The organism is Nocardioides xinjiangensis (genome assembly GCF_017916385.1).
Taxonomy (GTDB): Bacteria; Actinomycetota; Actinomycetes; order Propionibacteriales; family Nocardioidaceae; genus Nocardioides; species Nocardioides xinjiangensis.
The window spans coordinates 3,057,672-3,078,010 of sequence record NZ_JAFMSW010000001.1 but is presented as its reverse complement, the minus strand read 5'-3'; the positions used below and the strand labels follow the sequence as shown (position 1 = coordinate 3,078,010).

General features: G+C 72.1%; 13 protein-coding genes. 7 read left to right on the top strand and 6 right to left on the bottom strand.

The window, feature by feature from the left end; genetic code table 11:
* Positions 1 to 111 precede the first annotated feature (111 nt).
* From J3P32_RS14500 to J3P32_RS14485, 4 genes are all read right to left on the bottom strand, one after another.
* On the bottom strand, positions 112 to 1,089 hold the full coding sequence (locus tag J3P32_RS14500; RefSeq protein ID WP_210440485.1) for an electron transfer flavoprotein subunit alpha/FixB family protein: 978 nt from the start codon (positions 1,087 to 1,089) through the stop codon (positions 112 to 114).
* Positions 1,090 to 1,114: 25 nt separating this feature from the next.
* The gene (locus J3P32_RS14495; RefSeq protein WP_307807930.1) at positions 1,115 to 1,897 is read right to left on the bottom strand and encodes an electron transfer flavoprotein subunit beta/FixA family protein; all 783 of its coding nucleotides are present in this window, start codon (positions 1,895 to 1,897) and stop codon (positions 1,115 to 1,117) included.
* A gap of 236 nt (positions 1,898 to 2,133) precedes the next feature.
* The gene (locus tag J3P32_RS14490; protein WP_210440483.1) at positions 2,134 to 2,436 is read right to left on the bottom strand and encodes a hypothetical protein; all 303 of its coding nucleotides are present in this window, start codon (positions 2,434 to 2,436) and stop codon (positions 2,134 to 2,136) included.
* A gap of 34 nt (positions 2,437 to 2,470) precedes the next feature.
* Positions 2,471 to 3,247 carry an enoyl-CoA hydratase/isomerase family protein gene (locus J3P32_RS14485; RefSeq protein ID WP_210440482.1) on the bottom strand — a complete coding sequence of 259 codons (777 nt, stop codon included), beginning with the start codon at positions 3,245 to 3,247 and terminating at the stop codon, positions 2,471 to 2,473.
* Positions 3,248 to 3,361: 114 nt separating this feature from the next.
* Here J3P32_RS14485 and glgX point away from each other — a divergent pair, with 114 nt between their 5' ends.
* Positions 3,362 to 5,542, top strand: coding sequence for a glycogen debranching protein GlgX (gene glgX, locus J3P32_RS14480; RefSeq protein ID WP_307861708.1), 2,181 nt, complete (start codon positions 3,362 to 3,364; stop codon positions 5,540 to 5,542).
* Positions 5,543 to 5,548: 6 nt separating this feature from the next.
* Here the strand turns inward: glgX and J3P32_RS14475 are convergent, their stop codons facing one another.
* Positions 5,549 to 6,028, bottom strand: a complete 480-nt coding sequence (locus tag J3P32_RS14475) for a MarR family winged helix-turn-helix transcriptional regulator (RefSeq protein WP_307861707.1) — start codon at positions 6,026 to 6,028, stop codon at positions 5,549 to 5,551.
* A gap of 54 nt (positions 6,029 to 6,082) precedes the next feature.
* On the opposite strand from J3P32_RS14475, the gene J3P32_RS14470 reads away from it, so the two are divergent.
* Positions 6,083 to 6,451, top strand: a complete 369-nt coding sequence (locus J3P32_RS14470) for a hypothetical protein (RefSeq protein WP_210440481.1) — start codon at positions 6,083 to 6,085, stop codon at positions 6,449 to 6,451.
* A gap of 73 nt (positions 6,452 to 6,524) precedes the next feature.
* On the opposite strand, the gene glgP is transcribed toward J3P32_RS14470, so the two are convergent.
* Entirely contained in the window at positions 6,525 to 9,107 is a 2,583-nt protein-coding gene (glgP, locus tag J3P32_RS14465; RefSeq protein WP_210440480.1) for an alpha-glucan family phosphorylase, read from the bottom strand.
* A gap of 151 nt (positions 9,108 to 9,258) precedes the next feature.
* On the opposite strand from glgP, the gene J3P32_RS14460 reads away from it, so the two are divergent.
* The 5 genes from J3P32_RS14460 to glgB all read left to right on the top strand — a co-directional run bounded on the left by J3P32_RS14460 (position 9,259) and on the right by glgB (position 20,331).
* Positions 9,259 to 13,065 (top strand): M36 family metallopeptidase, encoded by a 3,807-nt coding sequence (locus J3P32_RS14460; RefSeq protein WP_210440479.1) that lies wholly within the window; start codon positions 9,259 to 9,261, stop codon positions 13,063 to 13,065.
* 105 nt (positions 13,066 to 13,170) lie between these two features.
* The gene (locus J3P32_RS14455) at positions 13,171 to 15,129 is read left to right on the top strand and encodes an alpha-1,4-glucan--maltose-1-phosphate maltosyltransferase (protein WP_246850128.1); all 1,959 of its coding nucleotides are present in this window, start codon (positions 13,171 to 13,173) and stop codon (positions 15,127 to 15,129) included.
* Positions 15,130 to 15,152: 23 nt separating this feature from the next.
* The gene (treS, locus tag J3P32_RS14450) at positions 15,153 to 16,895 is read left to right on the top strand and encodes a maltose alpha-D-glucosyltransferase (protein ID WP_210440830.1); all 1,743 of its coding nucleotides are present in this window, start codon (positions 15,153 to 15,155) and stop codon (positions 16,893 to 16,895) included.
* Positions 16,892 to 18,316 carry a maltokinase N-terminal cap-like domain-containing protein gene (locus J3P32_RS14445; protein WP_210440477.1) on the top strand — a complete coding sequence of 475 codons (1,425 nt, stop codon included), beginning with the start codon at positions 16,892 to 16,894 and terminating at the stop codon, positions 18,314 to 18,316. Before treS ends, J3P32_RS14445 begins: the two co-directional genes overlap by 4 nt.
* A gap of 170 nt (positions 18,317 to 18,486) precedes the next feature.
* On the top strand, positions 18,487 to 20,331 hold the full coding sequence (glgB, locus tag J3P32_RS14440) for a 1,4-alpha-glucan branching protein GlgB (protein ID WP_374222534.1): 1,845 nt from the start codon (positions 18,487 to 18,489) through the stop codon (positions 20,329 to 20,331).
* Positions 20,332 to 20,339: the final 8 nt, after the last annotated feature.

The following is a 20,339-nucleotide window of genomic DNA, read 5'->3' as shown; positions in this document are numbered from 1 at the left end:
ACGTACGTCGTCCACCGTGGCGACCGCGGCAGCGGTCGGGGCCGGTGACGGGCCACGGACAGCGAGACGCCCCCGACCGAGCGGTCGGGGGCGTCCGGTGCGCCGGGGCGGTCAGCCCTTGCGAGCGGTGATCTGCTCGGTGGCGGCGGGCAGGACCGTGTGGAGGTCACCCACCACACCGAAGTCGACGAGCTCGAAGATCGGCGCCTCGGGGTCCTTGTTGACCGCGACGATGGTCTTCGAGGTCTGCATGCCGGCGCGGTGCTGGATCGCGCCGGAGATGCCGTTGGCGACGTAGAGCTGCGGCGACACGGTCTTGCCGGTCTGGCCGACCTGGAACGCGTGCGGCATCCAGCCCGAGTCGACCGCCGCGCGCGAGGCGCCCACGGCGGCGCCGAGGCTGTCGGCGAAGCCCTCGATGGGGTCGAAGTTCCCGCCGGTGCCGCGTCCGCCGGAGACGACGATCGCGGCCTCGGTGAGCTCGGGACGCCCGGTGGACTGCCGCGGCTGCGTCGCGACGACCTGCGCGCCCTTCGCGGCGTCGGAGACGGTCGCGGCGAAGGCCTCGACCGTCGCGGCGCCCTCGGCCTGCTCGGGGGCGGCGGAGTTGGGCTTCACCGTGATGATCGGCGTGCCGTGGGTGACCCGAGCCTGGGCGGTGTAGCTGCCGGCGAAGACCGACTGCGTGGTGACGGCTCCGCCGTCCGAGCCCGCCTGCACGTCGACCGCGTCGGTGATCAGCCCGGAGTCGAGCTTGATCGCCAGGCGGCCGGCCACCTCCTTGTACTCGAAGGTCGAGGGCAGCAGGATCGCGGCCAGCTCGCCGCTCGAGCGCACCTTCTCGGCCAGCTGCTGCAGCGCCTCCGCCTTCGGGGCGACGAGGAAGCCCTTGATCTGCGCGTCGTCGACGACGTAGACCTTGGCGGCGCCGTAGGCCTTGACCTTCTCGGCCACGGCGCCGGCCTTGTCGGGCGAGCCGAAGAACACCGCGGACGGCTCGCCGAGGCGGCGGGCGATGGTGAGCAGCTCGTAGGTGGGCTTCTTGACCTCGCCGTCGGCGTGGTCGATGACAACCAGGACGTCAGACATGTCTATCTCTCCTCGACCGGCCAGCTCAGATGAACTTCTTGGACGCGAGGAACTCGACCAGCGCGCCAGCGCCCGAGCCGTCCTCGTCGGTGACGATCTCGCCGGCGGTGCGCGGCGGACGGGCCGTGGTCTGCTCGACCTGCGTGTAGGCCACGGAGAGGCCGACCTGCTCGGCGTCGAGGCCGAGGTCGGTGAGCGACCAGGTCGCCAGCGGCTTCTTCTTCGCCGCCATGATGCCCTTGAACGACGGGTAGCGGGCCTCGCCGGACTGGTCGGTCACGCTCAGCACGATCGGCAGCCGCGCGCCGATGACCTCGGTCGAGCCCTCGTTGTCGCGCTTGATCCGCACCTGGTCGCCCTGCGACTCCACGACGGAGGCCAGCGTCACCTGCGGCATGCCGAGCCGCTCGGCCAGCATGGCCGGCACGACCGAGCCGGCGGCGTCGGTCGAGGCCATGCCGCACACGACCAGGTCGGCGCCGGACTCCGCCCGGATCTTCTCGACCGCCTTGGCCAGCACCAGCGACGTGCCGAGGTAGTCGGAGCCAGCGATGGCGTCGTCGACGACGTGGACGCCCGCGTCGGCACCCATCTGCAGCGCCTTGCGGACGGCGTCGACCGCCTTCTCGGGGCCGACGGTCAGCGCGGTCACGGTGATGTCCTCACCCTCGCGCTTCTCGCGGAACTGCAGCGCCTGCTCCACGGCGTACTCGTCGAGCTCGGACAGCAGGCCGTCGACGCCGACGCGGTCGACGGTGAAGTCGTCCTCGAACCTGCGGTCGGCCGTCGCGTCCGGCACGTACTTCACACAGACAACAATGTTCATGGTGGTGTGGCCTCGCGGCCCCTCCTGTGCAGTGGGATGTGCTCGTGAGGTTACAAGTCGCTCACCCCGGACGGAACGGAGATCCGGGTGTGGTCGCTCACAGTGACACTGTCACGGTCAGCTCGGCGCGGAACGCACAGGTGCCTCGTCGCCGAGCGCGCCTGCGTGGGGCACCCGCGACCTCGCCGACCTGCCCCCGGCCCGCGCCGGGGCGGGGCTCAGGGCTTGATGACCCGGTCGAGGATCCGACCCACGACGAGCCACGCGACGGCGCCGAGCCCCCAGTTGAACAGCGCGTTCTTCACCCTCGCCCCCTCGCCGCGGAAGTCCTTGATGCCGTCCGAGCGGGAGAAGACGTCGAGGTCGGCGAAGTCGGCCGCCCGGAGGACGACGTCCACGAGGTCGTTGGACTCGTTGGCGTCCAGCGCGATGAGCAGCGCCCCGAGCGCCAGCACCAGCGCGGCGAGCGCGCACACCAGCCAGACCACCTGCGCGAGCCTCGTCCGGATCGTCGTTGCCACAGTTCCCTCTTCCTCTCGAGCTTCTGGTCGGCCGTCAGCGACCCACGAACGTGGCCCGGCCCGGCCCGTCCTCAACGAACGAGGTGATGCCGCGGGTACGGTCCTCGGTCGCGAAGACGGCGGCGAACTGCTGGCGCTCGATCTCCAGGCCGGTGTCGAGGTCCACCTCGCTGCCCCGGTCGATGCACTCCTTCGCCGCGCGGATGGCCAGCGCGGCGGCGCCCGTGAACTGCGCGGCGTACGCCACCGCCTCCTCGAGCACCTTGTCGGCCGGGACGACCCGGTCGACGAGGCCGATGCGCAGCGCCTCGTCGGCCTTGACGAACCGGCCGGTGAAGATCAGGTCCTTCGCCCTCGCGGCGCCGACCAGGCGGGTCAGCCGCTGGGTGCCCCCGGCGCCGGGGATGATCCCGAGCAGCACCTCGGGCTGTCCGAGGACGGCGTCCTCGGCGGCGAAGCGGAGGTCGGCGGCGAGAGCGAGCTCGCAGCCACCGCCCAGGGCGTAGCCGTTGACGGCGGCCACCACGGGCTTGGGGATGCGCGCGATCGCCGTGGTCGCCGAGCTGGTGGAGGCGGAGACCTTGACCATGTCGGCGTAGGAGAAGTCGGCCATCTCCTTGACGTCGTTGCCGGCGGCGAAGACCCGCTCACCGCCCCACAGCACCACGGCGCGCACGTCGTCGCGCTCGGTGAGCTCGGCCGCGGCCTCGCGCAGGTCCGCCTGCACCTGGACGCTGATCGCGTTCATCTTCGGGCGGTCCAGCCGCAGGACGGCGACCCCGTCGGTCACGTCGATCGAGACGAACTCCATGGTGGCTCCCCTTCGGTTGCTGGTGGTGTCGCCGTCCCCGGTCTGCGGGGTGCACCCTCGCACGGCGCGTGCCGCATTGTGCCGTGCGCCGCGACCTCCACCACAATGACCCGCGTGACACCGCCGCCCGAGACGACCACCGCCTGGAAGCACGACGGCGAGACCATGCAGGTCTGGCCCGGGAGCCACTACCCGCTGGGGGCGACGTGGTCCATGGAGTCGACGAACTTCGCGGTCTACGCACCCGCCGCCGACGCGGTGTGGGTGTGCCTGTTCGACGAGGACGGCATCGAGGTGCGGCACCGGCTCACCGAGCACTCGCTCGGCGTGTGGCACGGCGCGATCCCGGACGTCCCGCGCGGCGCCCGCTACGGCTACCGCGCCGACGGCCCCTGGCACCCGGACGCCGGCCTCCGGTTCAACCCGGCCAAGCTGCTGCTCGACCCCTACGGCAGGGCGGTCGCGGGCGACCTGGTCGTCCACGACGCGATCTTCGGCCACGACGTGGAGGACCCCGCGGCGACCAGCACCCTCGACTCCGCGCCGTACGTCCCGCGCAGCGTCGTGGTGCACGACGAGTTCGACTGGGGCGCGGACGCCTCGCCGCGGCGGCGCTGGCGCGACACCGTGATCTACGAGATGCACGTCAAGGGCATGACGGCGCTGCACGACCGCGTCCCGGAGGAGCTGCGCGGCACGTACGCCGGCCTCGCGACGCCGGCGGTGACCGACTACCTGCGCGACCTCGGGGTCACCGCGGTCGAGCTGCTGCCGGTGCACCATTTCTTCTCGGAGCCGGCGCTCGCCGGACGGGGCCTGGTGAACTACTGGGGCTACAACTCCATGTGCTTCTTCGCCCCGCACAACGCGTACTCCTCCTCCGGCGACCGCGGCCAGCAGGTCACGGAGTTCAAGCAGATGGTCAAGGCCTTCCACGCCGCCGGGCTCGAGGTGATCCTCGACGTGGTCTACAACCACACCGCCGAGGCGGGGCCGCTCGGGCCGACGCTGAGCTTCCGCGGGCTCGACGACCTCGGCTACTACCAGCGCGTGGCGCCGGTCGAGCCGATCGGCGTGGCCGACGAGCCGCCGCGCGACACGTACTGGGACGTGACGGGGTGCGGCAACACCGTCGACGCCACCCACACCCAGAGCCTGCGGCTGATCCTCGACTCGCTGCGCTACTGGGTCACCGAGATGCACGTCGACGGCTTCCGGTTCGACCTGATGAGCGCGTTGACCCGCACCGACCAGGTCGTCGACATGGGCAGCCACCTGATCACCGCGATCGGCCAGGACCCGGTGCTGCGCCACGTCAAGCTCGTCGCCGAGCCGTGGGACGCCTCCATGGACGGCTACCGCGTCGGCCAGTTCCCGCCGCCGTGGGTGGAGTGGAACGACCAGTACCGCGACACCATGCGCGACTTCTGGCGCGGCCGGTCCGGCGGCGTCCGCACCGTCGCGACCCGCCTGGCCGGCTCGAGCGACCTGTACGCCGACGACGGCCGCTCGCCGTACGCCTCGATCAACTTCGTCACCGCCCACGACGGGTTCACGCTGCGCGACCTGGTGTCCTACGACCGCAAGCACAACGAGGCCAACGGCGAGGACAACCGCGACGGCACCGACAACAACCGGTCGTGGAACTGCGGCGTCGAGGGCGAGACCGACGACCCGGCCGTCGTCGCCGTACGCCGCCGGCAGGCCGCGAACCTCATGGCCACCCTGTGCTTCTCCAGCGGCGTCCCGATGCTGACCGCCGGCGACGAGCGGGGGCGCACCCAGCGCGGCAACAACAACGCCTACGCGCAGGACAACGAGGTGTCGTGGATCGACTGGCGCGCCGACGACGCGTGGCTCGACGTCTACGAGGTCACCAAGGCCGCGCTCCGACTGCGCCGGGAGCACCCGGTGCTGCGCCAGAGGCACTGGTTCGAGGGACGACCCACCATCGAGGGCGGGATCAAGGACCTGCTGTGGGTGCACCCGAGCGGCCGCGAGATGTCGACCGCCGACTGGAACGACGACTCGTGCCGCACGGTCGGGATGTTCCTCAACGGATCGCCCCTCCGCTCCCCCGGCCCGCGCGGTGAGCAGGTGCGCGACAAGTCGTTCATGATCTGGCTCAACGCCGGCCCCGACGACGTCGAGCTGGTGCTGCCGGAGAACAAGTGGGTGCACCACGGCGAGGTCGTGCTGTCGACCAACGCCGACGTCGCCGTGGGCACCCCGGTCGAGGCCGGTGGCACGCTCGGCCTGCAGGCGCGGTCGGTGCTGGTGCTGCGCCAGACCTGAGTCGGGTCAGGCGGGCCGCACCTCGGCACCGGCCCCGGCAGCGGCCTTGGCGGCCGCGATGACGTCCGTGAGGCGGTCGCGCAGGTCCAGCAGGTCGTCGACGTCCATGCCGAGCCGCTCCAGGATCGTGCCCGGCACCTCGAGCGCCCGTCCGCGCAGCTCCCGCCCGCGCGGCGTCAGCGCGACGGCCAGGCTTCGCTCGTCCGCACGGTTGCGGTCGCGGCGCACCAGACCGGCGGCCTCGAGGCGCTTGAGCAGCCGGGACAGGGTGCCGGCATCGAGGTCGAGCCTGCGGCTGAGCTCCGTCAGGGACAGCGGCTCCGCGCCCCACAGCGCCAGCATCACGAGGTACTGCGGGTGGGTGAGGCCCATCGGCTCCAGCACCGGTCGGTAGACCGAGACCACGGTGCGCGAGGCGACGGCCAGCGCGAAGCAGACCTGCCGCTCGAGCGCGAGCGGGTCGTCGGTTGGGGCGGTGTCCAGCACCTTGTTAGCCTAGCAACTGTTGTCGCAGCAACTGACCCGTCGAGAGGACCGTCCGTGCCCAGCAGCGTCCCCGCCCGCCGCCAGGAGAAGGGCCGCCGGCACCTGCTCGACCTCGACGCTCCGCGCCAGGTCGTCCAGGACCCCGAGCAGGACGCGCGCGACCTCGCCCGCGTGCAACGATGGGTGATGTCGACCCTGGCCGTCACCACGGTCCTGCACCTCGTCGTCGGCCTCGTCCTGGCGGCCGTCATGCTCGACGACTCCCCCGCCTCCTCGAAGGTCGGGCTCAACGTGATCGCCGGCATCTTCGGCGCGATCGCCGTCGCGATCGCCCGCGCCATCCACGGCAGGCGCATCGCCTCGCCGTGGCTGCTGCTCGGGGTGGTCCCGACCGCGATCGGGCTGTGGCTGACGTTCTCCTGAGCTGCCCGGCCCGGGCCGCGACCGCCGCTCGCGGATGGCCCTTCGGACCGGGCTGCGGCACCGCAGCGAGCGGTCAGGCCGGCTGTGCCACCAGCCCGAGCTCGGCGACCGAGGCGAGCGCCTCGTTGCGCGGCACCACGCGGACCGTGTAGCCGAAGGCACCCGACTGATCGAGCGAGACCGTGGCGTCGAAGCGGTGACGGTTGCCGTCGTAGGACTCCCCGACCTCCATCGGCGTCGTCGACGTGGCGGTCAGCTCGTCGTCCGAGCCGATCCGGCCGTGGACGACCTGCACCGAGACGTCGGAGGCCGACAGCGAGCCCAGCGCCACCCACGCGCGCACGGCGAGCGTCGCGCCCACCTCGGCCTGGTCGCCGACCCCCTCCGAGTCGACGTGCTCGACCCGGACGCCGTGCCAGGCGGCGCGGACGTCGGCCTTCCAGCCCGACAGGGTGCGGGCCCCCTCGTAGTCGGAGTTGAGGGTGCGCGCCGTGCGCGCCGCGGGGGCGTACAGCTCGCGGACGTAGTCGCGGACCTGGCGGGTGGCCAGCACCTTGGGGCCGAGCGACTTGAGCGTGTGGCGCACCATCTCCAGCCACCGCGGGGGGACGCCCTCGTCGTTGGTCTCGTAGAAGCGCGGCACGACCTCGTTCTCGATGAGGTCGTAGAGCGCGGCGGCCTCGAGGTCGTCACGCCGGTCGGGGTCGTCGATGCCGTCGGCCGACGGGATCGCCCAGCCGTTGTTGCCGTCGTACCACTCGTCCCACCAGCCGTCGAGGATCGAGAGGTTGAGGCCGCCGTTGAGCGCGGCCTTCATGCCGGAGGTGCCGCACGCCTCGTAGGGGCGCAGCGGGTTGTTGAGCCACACGTCGCAGCCGGGGTAGAGCGGCTGCGCCATCGCGATGTCGTAGTTGGGCAGGAACGCGATGCGGTGGCGGATCTCCGGGTCGTCGGCGAAGCGCACCATCTCCTGGATGAGCCGCTTGCCGGTCTCGTCGGCGGGGTGCGCCTTGCCGGCGATGACCAGCTGGATCGGCCGCTCGGGGTCGAGCAGCAGCTTCCTGAGCCGCGCCGGGTCGCGCAGCATGAGCGTGAGGCGCTTGTACGTCGGCACCCGGCGCGCGAACCCGATGGTCAGGACGTCGGGGTCGAGCGCGCTGTCGATCCACGTCGTCTCGGCCGGCGCGAAGCCGCGACTCGCGGCCGACCGGCGCATCCGGTCGCGGGCGTCGTCGACGAACCGCGTGCGCAGCGTCCGCTTGAGGTCCCAGATCTCGCGGTCGCCGATCTGGTCGACCAGCGGCCACAGGGCGTCGGTGTCGTCCCCGTCGACGTCAGCGCCGCGGCTCGCTGCCAGCTCGATGACCTCGCGCGCGATCCAGGTCGGGCCGTGGACGCCGTTGGTGATCGAGGTGATGGGCACCTCGGCCTCGTCGAAGGCCGGCCACAGGCCGTTGAACATCCCGCGCGACACGTGGCCGTGCAGCTCGGAGACGCCGTTGGCGCGCTGGGCGAGCCGGAAGCCCATCACGGCCATGTTGAAGACGCCGGCGTCGCCGCCCTCGTAGTCCTCGGCACCGAGGGCGAGCACCCGGTCCACGGGCACGCCCGGGGTGGGCGAGTTGCCGCCGAAGTACTGCGAGACGAGCTCGCGCGGGAAGCGGTCGATGCCGGCGGGGACCGGCGTGTGCGTCGTGAAGACGGTGCCGGCGCGGGAGACCTCGAGCGCGGTGTCGAAGTCCAGGTGCGGGCCGTCCTCGCCCACGGTGAGCTCGCGGATCCGCTCGATGCCGAGGAACCCGGCGTGCCCCTCGTTGGTGTGGAACACCTCGGGAGCCGGCGCCCCGGTGATGCGCGACCACACCCGCAGGGCGCGCACGCCGCCGACGCCGAGCAGCAGCTCCTGGCGCAGCCGGTGCTCGGAGTTGCCGCCGTAGAGCCGGTCGGTGACGTCGCGGTAGTGGGCGCTGTTGTCCTCGATGTCGGTGTCGAGCAGCAGCAGCGGCACCCGTCCGACGTGGGCGACGAGGATGCGGGCGACGAGGTCGGGGCCGTCGGGCAGCGCGATCGAGACGGTGGCGCGGCTGCCGTCCGCCTCGCGCAGCTGCGTCAGCGGCAGCTCGTCGGGGTCGAGGACCGGGTAGCTCTCCTGCTGCCAGCCGTCGCGGTCGAGCGCCTGCTTGAAGTAGCCGTGGCGGTAGAACAGCCCCACGCCGGTGAGCGGGATGCCGAGGTCGGAGGAGGCCTTCAGGTGGTCGCCGGCGAGGATGCCGAGGCCGCCGGAGTACTGCGGCAGCACCGAGGTGATGCCGAACTCGGGCGAGAAGTACGCGATCGCCCGGGGCGCGTCGTCGCCCGCCTTGCGGGCGTACCAGCGGTCCTCGGACAGGTAGCGCTGGAGGTCCGCGTGCGCGGCGTCGAGCCGGTTGCGGAAGTCGCCGTCGTCGACGAGCTCCTCGAGCCGCTCCCGGCCCACGGCACCGAGGAAGCGGACCGGGTCACCGGCCACCTCGTGCCACAGCCGCGGGTCGATCGAGGCGAACACGTCCTGGGTCGGTGGGTGCCAGGACCAGCGCAGGTTGCCGGCCAGGACGGACAGCGCACCCAGCGGCTCGGGCAGGACGGGACGGACGGTGAATCGACGGAACGCTCGCACGATCCAGCACGGTAGGGCATTTCTTGGATCGATCCAACCGGCGCCCGGTCGGCAGCGCCGGACGGGCCCCAGCCCACGGCCGGGTGGAGAGGGACGACACCCCCCGGATCGGCACGCATAACCCGCGGCCCGCTGCGGCGTTGTCGCGGGCATGACGCACCCCCGCCCCCGCTTCGGCCGCACCGCCCTCGCGGCCGTGTCGCTGCTCGCGATCTCCACCATCGCCACGATCCCCGCGCCGGCCACCGCCGAGCCCGAGACGATCACGCCGGGCCCGACCCCGCGCGGCGTCCGCACGCTCGGCGACCCCGTCGCCGGCCCCGCCGACCTGGACGCCCGCGGCACCGCGGCGCCCTCCGCCCTGCAGCGCCAGGCCGTGCGGGCCCTCGGCGACGTCACGGTGCGCTGGGGCTCCCTCGGCACCCCCTCCTCGATCCTGCCCGCCGACGGCAGCCTGGGCGCGGCCCCGGGCAGCCCGGTCGACGGCGCCCGGGCGTGGCTGCGTGCACACGCCGCCGCCTTTGCGATGACCGCCGCCGACGTCGACGACCTGGTGCTGGTGAGCTCGCAGGCGTTCTCCGGCTCCGCCGCGCGGGCGGTGCTGTTCCGGCAGGACCTCGACGGACTCGCCCCGGCGCTCGGCGGGCTCGTCACGGTCGGCGTCGCCGACGGCGAGGTCGCGCACGTCTCCTCGTCCCTCGCCCGCCCGACGGGCACGGTGCCCGCGCCCGCGCTCACGCCGCTGCAGGGCTGGCTCCGCGCCGCCACGAACCTGTCCGTGGGCGTGCCCGCCGGCCAGGTCGCCGACATCACCCGGACCGTCGCGAAGGGCTGGACCCGACTCACGGTGCCGGGCTTCGCCCAGGAGCAGCAGGTACGCCTCCGCGCCCTGCCGCTGGCGGACGGGTCGGTCCGCCCGGTGCTCGAGGCCAACGTCGTCGACGTCACCGGCGGCGCCGCGCTCGCCTTCACCTCGCTGGTCGACGCGGTGACCGGCGAGGTCCTCGTCCGCCACAACAAGGTCGAGAACTTCGCCTACAACGACGTCTTCACCGGCGCGATCACGCCCACCCAGTGCGGCCCCAAGCACCCCTTCGACCTCGAGGACGCGCTGACGAGGTCGATCACCGCCGTCGCGACCGGGCTGCCCGTCGACGACTTCGTGGTGAAGATCTTCCGCGGCGACACCCTGCTCGTGGCCGGCGACCTGGCCACCAACCCGGAGGTGGCGACGTACTCCGCGGCGTCCATCCCCAGCGGCACCTACTCCGTGCAGGTGTGCCCCTTCGACGCCGCCTCGGTCATCGTCGGGCAGTACGCCGTCGCCGTGACGACCAGCGACACCGCCGCTCCCGGCACCGGCGACCTCGAGGTCAACCCGCGCTGGCGGCTGTTCCCCGCCAACCCGACCCTCGACTCCCCCGACGAGACGCCGAGCAACTCGGTCGTCGCGTGCTGGAGGCGGGACACGAGCGAGTGCGCCACGGCCCCCAGCCCGCTGGCCAACGTCGCCGCGTTCGGGCCGTGGGACACCATCGGCGCGCTGCCGACGTTCACCACGGTCGGCAACAACGCCAACACCCACGAGGCGTGGGCCAGCCCGCTGACCCCGGGCGGCCTCCTCCAGGCGCCGGTCTCCGCCGAGCGCCGCTACACCGCGGAGTTCACCGACGCCTGGAACAACAGCCGGTGCGACGTGACGCAGCTGCGGCCCGGCGGCAACGACATCGACGCCTCGGTCGGCAACCTGTTCGCCGCGCACAACCGGATGCACGACTACTCCTACTACCTCGGCTTCACCGAGGAGAACTACAACCTGCAGCTCGACAACGGCGGGCGCGGCGGGATCGGCGGCGACCAGGAGATCGGCAACGCCCAGGCCGGCGCCATCACCGGCGGCAGCCCGAGCTTCCTCGGCCGTGACAACGCCAACCAGATCACCCTCCAGGACGGCACGCCCGGCATCACCAACCAGTACCTGTTCGAGCCGATCGCGGGATCGTTCTACGCCCCCTGCACCGACGGCGGCCTCGACATGGGCATCGTCGGGCACGAGTACACCCACGCCATCACCAACCGGATGGTCGGCGGGCCCGACGAGGGGCTCACGTCCGAGCACGGCGGGGCGATGGGCGAGTCGTGGAGCGACCTCATCGCCGGCGAGTACCAGTTCTCGCACGGCTACAGCAACGGCGGCAACGTCTGGGCGGTCGGCGCCTACGCCACCGGGAACACCGAGACGGCGATCCGCGACTACTCGATCGACGACAACCCGCTGAACTTCTCCGACTACGGCTTCGACAGCACCGGTCCGGAGGTCCATGCGGACGGCGAGATCTGGAACGGCACGATGTGGGAGGTCCGTCAGGCGCTCGTCGAGAAGTACGACGCCCGCTTCCCGTACGACGACGAGGCCCTGCAGCTGGCGTGCGCGCAGGCCACGCCGAGCACCACGCCGCGCGCGGTGGAGACCTGCCCGGGCAACCGTCGGTGGGTGCAGCTGATGTTCGACTCGTTCCTGCTGCAGCAGGGCGCCACGTCGATGCTCGACGCCCGTGACGCGTTGATCGCGGCCGACCAGATGCGCTTCGGCGGGGCGAACCGAGACGTCCTCTGGGGTGCGTTCGCCCGTCGCGGCCTGGGCGTGGACGCCTCGGTGGTCGACGCCGACGACCACGAGCCGGTGCCGAGCTTCGCGTCGCCGAGCGGCCCGGTGTCGACCATCACGTTCGCGACGACTGGCCGGGCGAGGGTCTACGTCGGCGACTACGAGGCCCGGGTGACCCCCGTGGCCGACACCGACCGGAGCACCGACCTCGGCGCGAGCGCCCGCTTCGTCCCCGGCACGTACGACATGCTCGCGGTCTCGCCCGACCGCGGGTTCACCCGCTGGACGATGACGGTCCTCGCGGACGGCCGGGCCCGCACCGAGACCGTCGGCGACGTGGTCAACCTCGCCGCCTCGGCGGCGGGCGCGTCGGTCATCGGCGCCACCGACGGCTCCCTCAACGCCGAGGCGCTGATCGACGGCACCGAGGCCACGAACTGGGGCGGGGTGACCGAGGCGCAGGTCGACGAGTCGAACCCGTCGGTCGCCGTCGACCTCGCCGGCGGGCTCAGCACGGTGGACCGGGTGCAGGTCAGCGCCCACCTCACGCCCGCCCCGGAGTCCGGCACGGCGCTCCCGCTCGCCCAGGAGGACCCCGACTCGGGCTCGCGCTTCACCGCACTGCGCCAGTTCGCGCTCGAGGCGTGCACCTCCGGCTGCGGCGCGGCGGACGCCACCTGGCGGCGCTTCTACACCTCCCCCGCCGACGCCTTCCCGAGCGGGCTGCCCCGGCCGACGGCCCCGACGCTCACCATGCGGTCCTTCGACGTGCCCGACACGGAGGCGGCCGCCGTCCGGCTGGTGACGCTGGAGAACCAGTGCACCGGCCAGGAGGCCTACGCCGGGCAGCAGACCGCGAGCGCGACCGTGCCCACCGACTGCAAGTCGGGGTCGGACCGCGGCACGATCGTCCACGCCGCCGAGCTGCAGGTCTTCGGCGAGGACGCCACGCTGCCGCCGCAGCCGACCGCGCCCGGCACCGGGGGCGCGGGCGGCTCGACGGGCACCCCGGGCACCCCGGGCACCCCGGGCACGCCCGGCACGGCGGCGGCGACGCGGCTGCGGATGATCGTCAAGCGCGCCTACCAGACCGCGCGGAAGCCGGCGCCCGTGCTGTTCCTCACCGTGCGCTCCGGCGCCGAGAAGGAGGCCGGCAGGCTCGTCGTGCGGCTCAACGGGCGCAGGTGGCGCAGCGTGGCCACCGCGGACGGCACGGCCCGCGTGCGGGTGGCGAAGAAGCACCTGCGTCCGGGTCGCAACCGCGTGCGCGTGCGGTTCGTCCCGGCCGACCCGGCGGCGTTCGCGCCCTCGCGGACCCGGCCGAGGCGGATCACCGTCGCCGAGCGCTGAGCCGCCGCGGCCGGGGCCGTCCCAAGGGGTGGCCTCGGCCGTGGCTGGCTTGCGTACGGCATGCGGGTTCGCAAGTGTGGTGCCATGGTTGGACGGATACCCGTGATGGACGTCTCCCCGGTCGTCGACCTGGGCCGCCAGGCGGCGAAGGCCACCGTCGGAGAGCCGATGCCCGTACGGGCGACGGTGTTCCGCGAGGGGCACGACCAGCTCGGCGCCGAGGTGGTCGCCACCGACCCGTCGGGCCGGAAACGCGACCCGGTGCGGATGCGTCTCGAGGGCGAGGAGCCCAACCGCTACGTCGCCCACGTCACGCCCGACGTCCCCGGCGAGTGGACCTTCGAGATCCACTCCTGGTCGGACCCGCTGGCGACCTGGCAGCACGACGCCGGCATCAAGATCCCCGCCGGCGTGGACGTCGAGCTGATGTTCACGGAGGCCCGGCTGCTGCTCGAGCGGGTCGCCGCCGGCACCGGGAGCGCCGAGCTCGACAAGGCCTCGGACGCCGTCGTCCGCAGCGCCCTGGCGGCCGCCGCCGACACGGAGCGGCCGGTGGCCGCGCGCCTGTCGGCCCTGCAGGACCCCGACCTCGACGCCATCCTGCTCGCGCACCCGCTGCGCGAGCTGCTGACGGTGACCGGGCCGTTCTCCTTCCGCGCCGACCGCACGCGCGCGCTCTACGGCTCGTGGTACGAGTTCTTCCCGCGCTCGGAGGGCGCGACGCGGGACGAGAGGACCGGCAAGGTCACCAGCGGCACGTTCCGCACCGCGGCGCAGCGCCTCGACCGCGTCGCGGAGATGGGCTTCGACGTGATCTACCTGCCGCCGATCCACCCCATCGGCGAGGTCAACCGCAAGGGCCCCAACAACACCCTCACCCCCGGCCCGGACGACACCGGCTCCCCCTGGGCGATCGGCAGCAAGGACGGCGGGCACGACGCCATCCACCCCGACCTCGGCACCTTCGAGGACTTCGACGCCTTCGTGGCGCGCGCCGGCGAGCTCGGCCTCGAGGTGGCCCTCGACCTGGCCCTGCAGGCGGCGCCCGACCACCCCTGGGTCACCACGCACCCGCAGTTCTTCACCACCCGCGCCGACGGCACGATCGCGTACGCCGAGAACCCGCCGAAGAAGTACCAGGACATCTACCCGATCAACTTCGACAACGACCCGGCCGGCATCTGCCGCGAGGTGCTGCGCATCGTCAAGCTGTGGATGTCGCACGGGGTGCGGATCTTCCGCGTGGACAACCCGCACACCAAGCCGCTGGCGTTCTGGGAGTGGCTGCTGGCGGAGGTGCGGCGCACCGACCCCGACGTGGTCTTCCTGTCGGAGGCCTTCACCAAGCCGGCGATGATGCACGCCCTCGGCGCGGTCGGCTTCCACCAGAGCTACACCTACTTCACCTGGCGCACTGCCAAGCGCGAGATCGAGGAGTACCTGGTGGAGGTCTCCTCGCAGTCCGACCACCTGATGCGGCCGAACTTCTTCGTCAACACCCCCGACATCCTGCACGCCTACCTGCAGTACGGCGGACCGGCGGCGTTCAAGGTCCGCGCGGCGCTGGCCGCGACCGGGTCGCCGAGCTGGGGCGTCTACGCCGGCTACGAGCTCTTCGAGCACGTCGCGGTGAAGCCGGGGTCGGAGGAGTACCTGGACTCCGAGAAGTATCAGATCCGCATCCGCGACTGGGCCCGGCGCGACGCCGAGGGCACCACGCTGGCGCCCTACCTCACCCGGCTCAACGAGATCCGGCGGCAGCACCCGGCGCTCCAGCTGCTGCGCAACGTCACCATCCACTGGTCCGACGACGACCAGGTGCTGGTGTTCTCGAAGAGGCACGAGGACGACGTCGTCATCACCGTCATCAACCTCGACCCGCACGGCACCCGCGAGACGATGGTCCACCTCGACATGCGGGCCCTCGGGCTCGGCGACCTCGACTCCTTCGTCGCCCACGACGAGATCACCGGGGAGGACTGGAGCTGGTCGCAGCACAACTACGTCCGCCTCGACCCCGGCCACGAGCCCGCCCACGTCATCACGGTCAGGAGGACCCGTTGACCGACCATCCCACGTCCGGTCAGATGCCCGCCGATGCAGGAGCCGCGACAGCGGTGCTCAACGCCGAGCCCGAGTGGTTCCGCACGGCGGTCTTCTACGAGGTGCTGGTGAGGTCGTTCCGGGACTCCAACGGTGACGGCACGGGCGACTTCAAGGGGCTCATCGAGAAGCTCGACTACCTCGAGTGGCTCGGTGTCGACTGCCTGTGGATCCCGCCGTTCTTCACCTCGCCGCTGCGCGACGGCGGCTACGACGTCGCCGACTACAACAACATCCTCCCCGAGTGCGGGACCGTCGACGACTTCCACGAGTTCATCGACGCCTGCCACCAGCGCGGCATCCGCGTGATCATCGACTTCGTCATGAACCACACCAGTGACGCGCACCCGTGGTTTCAGGCCAGCCGCAGCGACCCGGACGGGCCCTACGGCGACTTCTACGTGTGGTCCGACACCGACGAGCTCTACGAGGAGGCCCGTGTCATCTTCGTGGACACCGAGCCGTCGAACTGGACGTGGGACCCGGTGCGCCAGCAGTACTTCTGGCACCGGTTCTTCCACCACCAGCCGGACCTGAACTTCGACAACCCCAAGGTCCACGACGCGATGCTCGAGTCGATGGCCTTCTGGCTCGACATGGGCCTCGACGGCTTCCGCCTCGACGCCGTGCCCTACCTCTACGAGCGTCCCGGCACCAACGGCGAGAACCTCAAGGAGACGCACGACTTCCTGAAGAAGGTCCGCCGGTTCGTCGACGACAACTACCCGGGCCGGGTGCTGCTCTGCGAGGCCAACCAGTGGCCCGCCGACGTGGTCGAGTACTTCGGCCCGGAGCAGACCGCCGACGGCCGCTGGGTCGGCACCGAGTGCCACATGGCGTTCCACTTCCCGGTCATGCCGCGCATCTTCATGGCCGTCCGCCGCGAGTCCCGGTTCCCGATCTCGGAGATCCTCGAGCAGACGCCCGCCATCCCCGAGGGCTGCCAGTGGGGCATCTTCCTGCGCAACCACGACGAGCTCACCCTTGAGATGGTCACCGACGAGGACCGCGACTACATGTGGTCGGAGTACGCCCACGACCCCCGGATGAAGGCGAACATCGGCATCCGCCGCCGCCTGGCCCCGCTGCTGGACAACGACGTCAACCGGATGGAGCTGTTCACCGCGCTCCTGCTGTCGCTGCCCGGGTCGCCGGTGCTCTACTACGGCGACGAGATCGGCATGGGCGACAACATCTGGCTCGGTGACCGCGACGGCGTGCGCACGCCGATGCAGTGGACGCCCGACCGCAACGCGGGCTTCTCCTCCGCCACCCCGGGCAAGCTGCACCTGCCCGCGATCCAGGACCCGGTCTACGGCTACCAGTCCGTCAACGTCGAGGCCCAGCTGGAGAACACCTCCTCGCTGCTGCACTGGACGCGGCGGCTCGTGCACGCACGGCGCCGCCACCCGGCGTTCGGCCTCGGCGAGTTCACCGACCTCGGCGGCTCGAACCCCAGCGTGCTGTCCTACATCCGCGAGCACTCGCCCGCGGGAGGCGGGGCCGAGGGGCGCGACGTGATCCTCTGCGTCAACAACCTGTCCCGCTTCCCCCAGCCGGTCGAGCTCGACCTGCGGCACTGGGAGGGCATGGTCCCCGTCGAGCTCCTCGGCGGGGTGCCGTTCCCCAAGGTCGGCGAGCTGCCCTACCTGCTGACGCTCGGCGGCTACGGGTTCCTCTGGCTCCGGCTGACCGACCCGACGACGACGACGGGGGTGGAGGGATGAGCGCCCCGACCGAGGTGCTGACCCAGTGGATCGGCGAGGCCCGCTGGTTCGGCGGCAAGGGCCGTGAGTGGACGCTCGCGGGCGTCCGCCGGGTCGGCGAGCTGCCCGACGCCCCGCCGGGTGTCCGCGTCGTGGTGGAGCTCGCCGAGGTGGCCTACGCCCCGAGTGGCGAGGACCAGGCGGCGGAGTCCGAGCTCTACCAGCTTCCACTCGCCTACTACGCCGAGCCGCAGGAGCGGCTCGCCCACGCCCTCGTCGGCGAGTGGGACGACGAGGAGTTCGGGCACGCGTTCGTCTACGACGCCGTCCACGACCGCGAGTCGATGGCGCTGTGGCTGCGGGCCTTCGCCGCTCCCCCGACCAGCACCGCGCGCGGGCTGCTCCACTTCCACCGCCTGCCCGGGCACGAGCTCGACCTGCAGGCCCACTCGACCCTCTTCAGCGGCGAGCAGTCGAACTCCTCGGTCGCCTTCGGCGAGGACGCGCTGATGAAGGTGTTCCGCAAGGTGACCCCCGGCGTGAACCCCGACATCGCGATCCACCAGGTCCTCACCGAGGCGGAGTCCAGCCACGTCGCCTCGCTCTACGGCTGGCTCGACCTCGTCGACGACGAGCTCGGCGGGACGGACTCCACGATCCAGCTCGCCATGCTGCAGCAGTTCCTGCGCACCGCAAGCGACGGCTGGGACCTGGCGCTGGCCAGCGTCCGGAACCTCTTCGCCGAGGCCGACCTCCACGCCGACGAGGTCGGCGGGGACTTCGCGGGCGAGGCGGCGCGGCTCGGCGTGGCCCTGGCGGAGGTGCACGCCGACCTCGCGGCCCACTTCCCGGTCGAGCGGCGCGATGCCGCCGCCGTCGCCGGTCTCGCCTCCGCCATGGAGCAGCGGCTGAGCGAGGCGCTCGAGGTGGTGCCGGACCTCGCCGCGCACGAGGCGCGGCTGCGCGAGACGTACGCCCGGCTGCGGGCGCTCGACGCGATCGAGGTGCAGCAGGTGCACGGCGACCTGCACCTCGGCCAGACCCTGCGGACCTCCAAGGGCTGGAAGATCGTCGACTTCGAGGGCGAGCCGGCCAAGCCGCTGGCCGAGCGGCTGAGGCCCGACTCCGTGTGGCGCGACGTCGCCGGGATGATCCGCTCCTTCGACTACGCGCCCCGCGTCGTCGCGCTGACCGGGGGCGGCGTCGACAGCGGCGGCGAGGCCGAGCAGCGCGCCTACCGCGCCGGCGAGTGGTCGGCGCGCAACCGCGCCGCCTTCCTCGACGCCTACACCACGCAGCGCGGTCAGGACCTCGACCGCACGGCCGCCACGCTGCTCGACGCCTACGTCGCGGACAAGGTCGTCTACGAAGCCGTCTACGAAGCGCGCAACCGGCCGGGATGGCTCTCCATCCCGCTGGCCGCCCTGAAAGGGACCCAGTGACTGAGAAGAAGCACAGGAAGGGGCGACGCACCGCCGCCGTCCAGCAGGCGCCCGTCGAGCAGGCACCCGTGAAGCCGGCGCCCGTCGAGCAGGCGCCCGTCCAGCAGGCACCCGTCGAGGAGGCACCCGTCGAGCAGGCGCCGGTCGCGCACGCACCGGGCGAGCTCGACCTGCACCTCATCGGCGAGGGACGGCACGAGCTTCTCTGGACGGTGCTCGGCTCCCAGGTCGCCCCCGACGGCACGTCGTTCCGCGTGTGGGCCCCCAATGCGATGGAGGTGCAGGTCGCCGGCGAGTGGGCCGGCTGGGACGGCTCGGCGCACCCGATGACGCGCCTCGACGGCTCCGGGGTGTGGCACGCCTGGGTCGAGGGCGCCGGCGTCGGCGCGCAGTACAAGTACCGCATCCGCGGCGCGGACGGCCAGTGGGTCGACCGTGCCGACCCGCTGGCGCAGTACACCGAGAAGGCGCCCAGCTCGGCCTCGGTCGTGTGGCAGTCCCAGCACGAGTGGGGCGACGACGCGTGGCTCGAGGCGCGCCGGACCCGGCAGCCGGTCGACGAGGCGATGTCGATCTACGAGGTGCACCTCGCCTCGTGGCGCAAGCACTACTCCGGCGACCTCTACTCCTGGGACGAGATCGCCGACGCGCTGGTCCCCTACGTCTCCGACCTCGGCTTCACCCACGTGGAGTTCATGCCGGTCATGCAGCACCCGTTCGGCGGCTCGTGGGGCTACCACGTGACGTCGTACTTCGCCACGGACGCCCGGTTCGGCGACCCCGACGGGCTCAAGCGGCTCATCGACCGGCTCCACCAGGCCGGCATCGGCGTGATCCTGGATTGGGTGCCCGGGCACTTCGCCACCGACGAGTGGGCGCTGGCGCGCTTCGACGGCACCCCGCTCTACGAGGACCCCAACCCCCAGCGCGGCTGGCACAAGGAGTGGGGCTCGCACATCTTCAACTTCGGGCGCAACGAGGTGCGCAACTTCCTCTACGCCAACGCCGTGTTCTGGCTCGAGGAGTTCCACGCCGACGGCCTGCGGGTCGACGGCGTCGCCTCGATGCTCTACCTCGACTACGCCCGCGAGCACGGCGAGTGGTCGCCCAACAAGTACGGCGGACGGGAGAACCTCGAGGCGGTGCAGTTCCTCCAGGAGATGAACGCCACCGTCTACAAGCGGGTCCCCGGCATCGTCACGATCGCGGAGGAGTCGACGGCGTGGCCCGGCGTCACCGGCCCCACCCGCGACGGCGGCCTCGGCTTCGGCTTCAAGTGGAACATGGGCTGGATGCACGACTCGCTCAACTACGTCGCCAAGGACCCGCTCTACCGCAGCCACCACCACGGGCAGATGACCTTCTCGCTGGTCTACGCCTTCGCGGAGAACTACGTCCTGCCCATCAGCCACGACGAGGTCGTCCACGGCAAGGGCTCGCTGCTGCGCAAGATGCCGGGCGACCGGTGGCAGCAGCTGGCCAACCTCCGCGCCTACCTCGCCTACATGTGGGCGCACCCGGGCAAGCAGCTGCTCTTCATGGGCTGCGAGCTGGGCCAGGAGTCGGAGTGGGCCGAGAGCCGCGAGCTCGACTGGTGGCTGCTCGAGCACCCCGAGCACGCCGGGGTGCACGCGATGGTCCGGGACATGAACGCCGCGTACAAGGCGACCGGCGCCCTGTGGGGACGCGACAACGACCCCGAGGGCTTCCAGTGGATCGACGCCAACGACGCCGGCCGCAACACCTTCTCGTTCGTCCGGCGCGCGCCGGGCGAGCCCGACCTGGTGTGCGTCAGCAACTTCGCGGGCACCCCCCACGAGGGCTACCGCCTCGGCCTGCCGTCGGCGGGCACCTGGGCGGAGATCCTCAACACCGACGCTGACGTCTACCACGGCTCCGGCGTCGGCAACCTCGGCTCCATCCGCGCCGTCGACGGCGAGCACCACGGGCAGCCGGCGCACGCCGACATCGTCGTGCCCCCGCTGGCGACGGTGTGGTTCCGGGCCGCCGACTGACGCGGCCC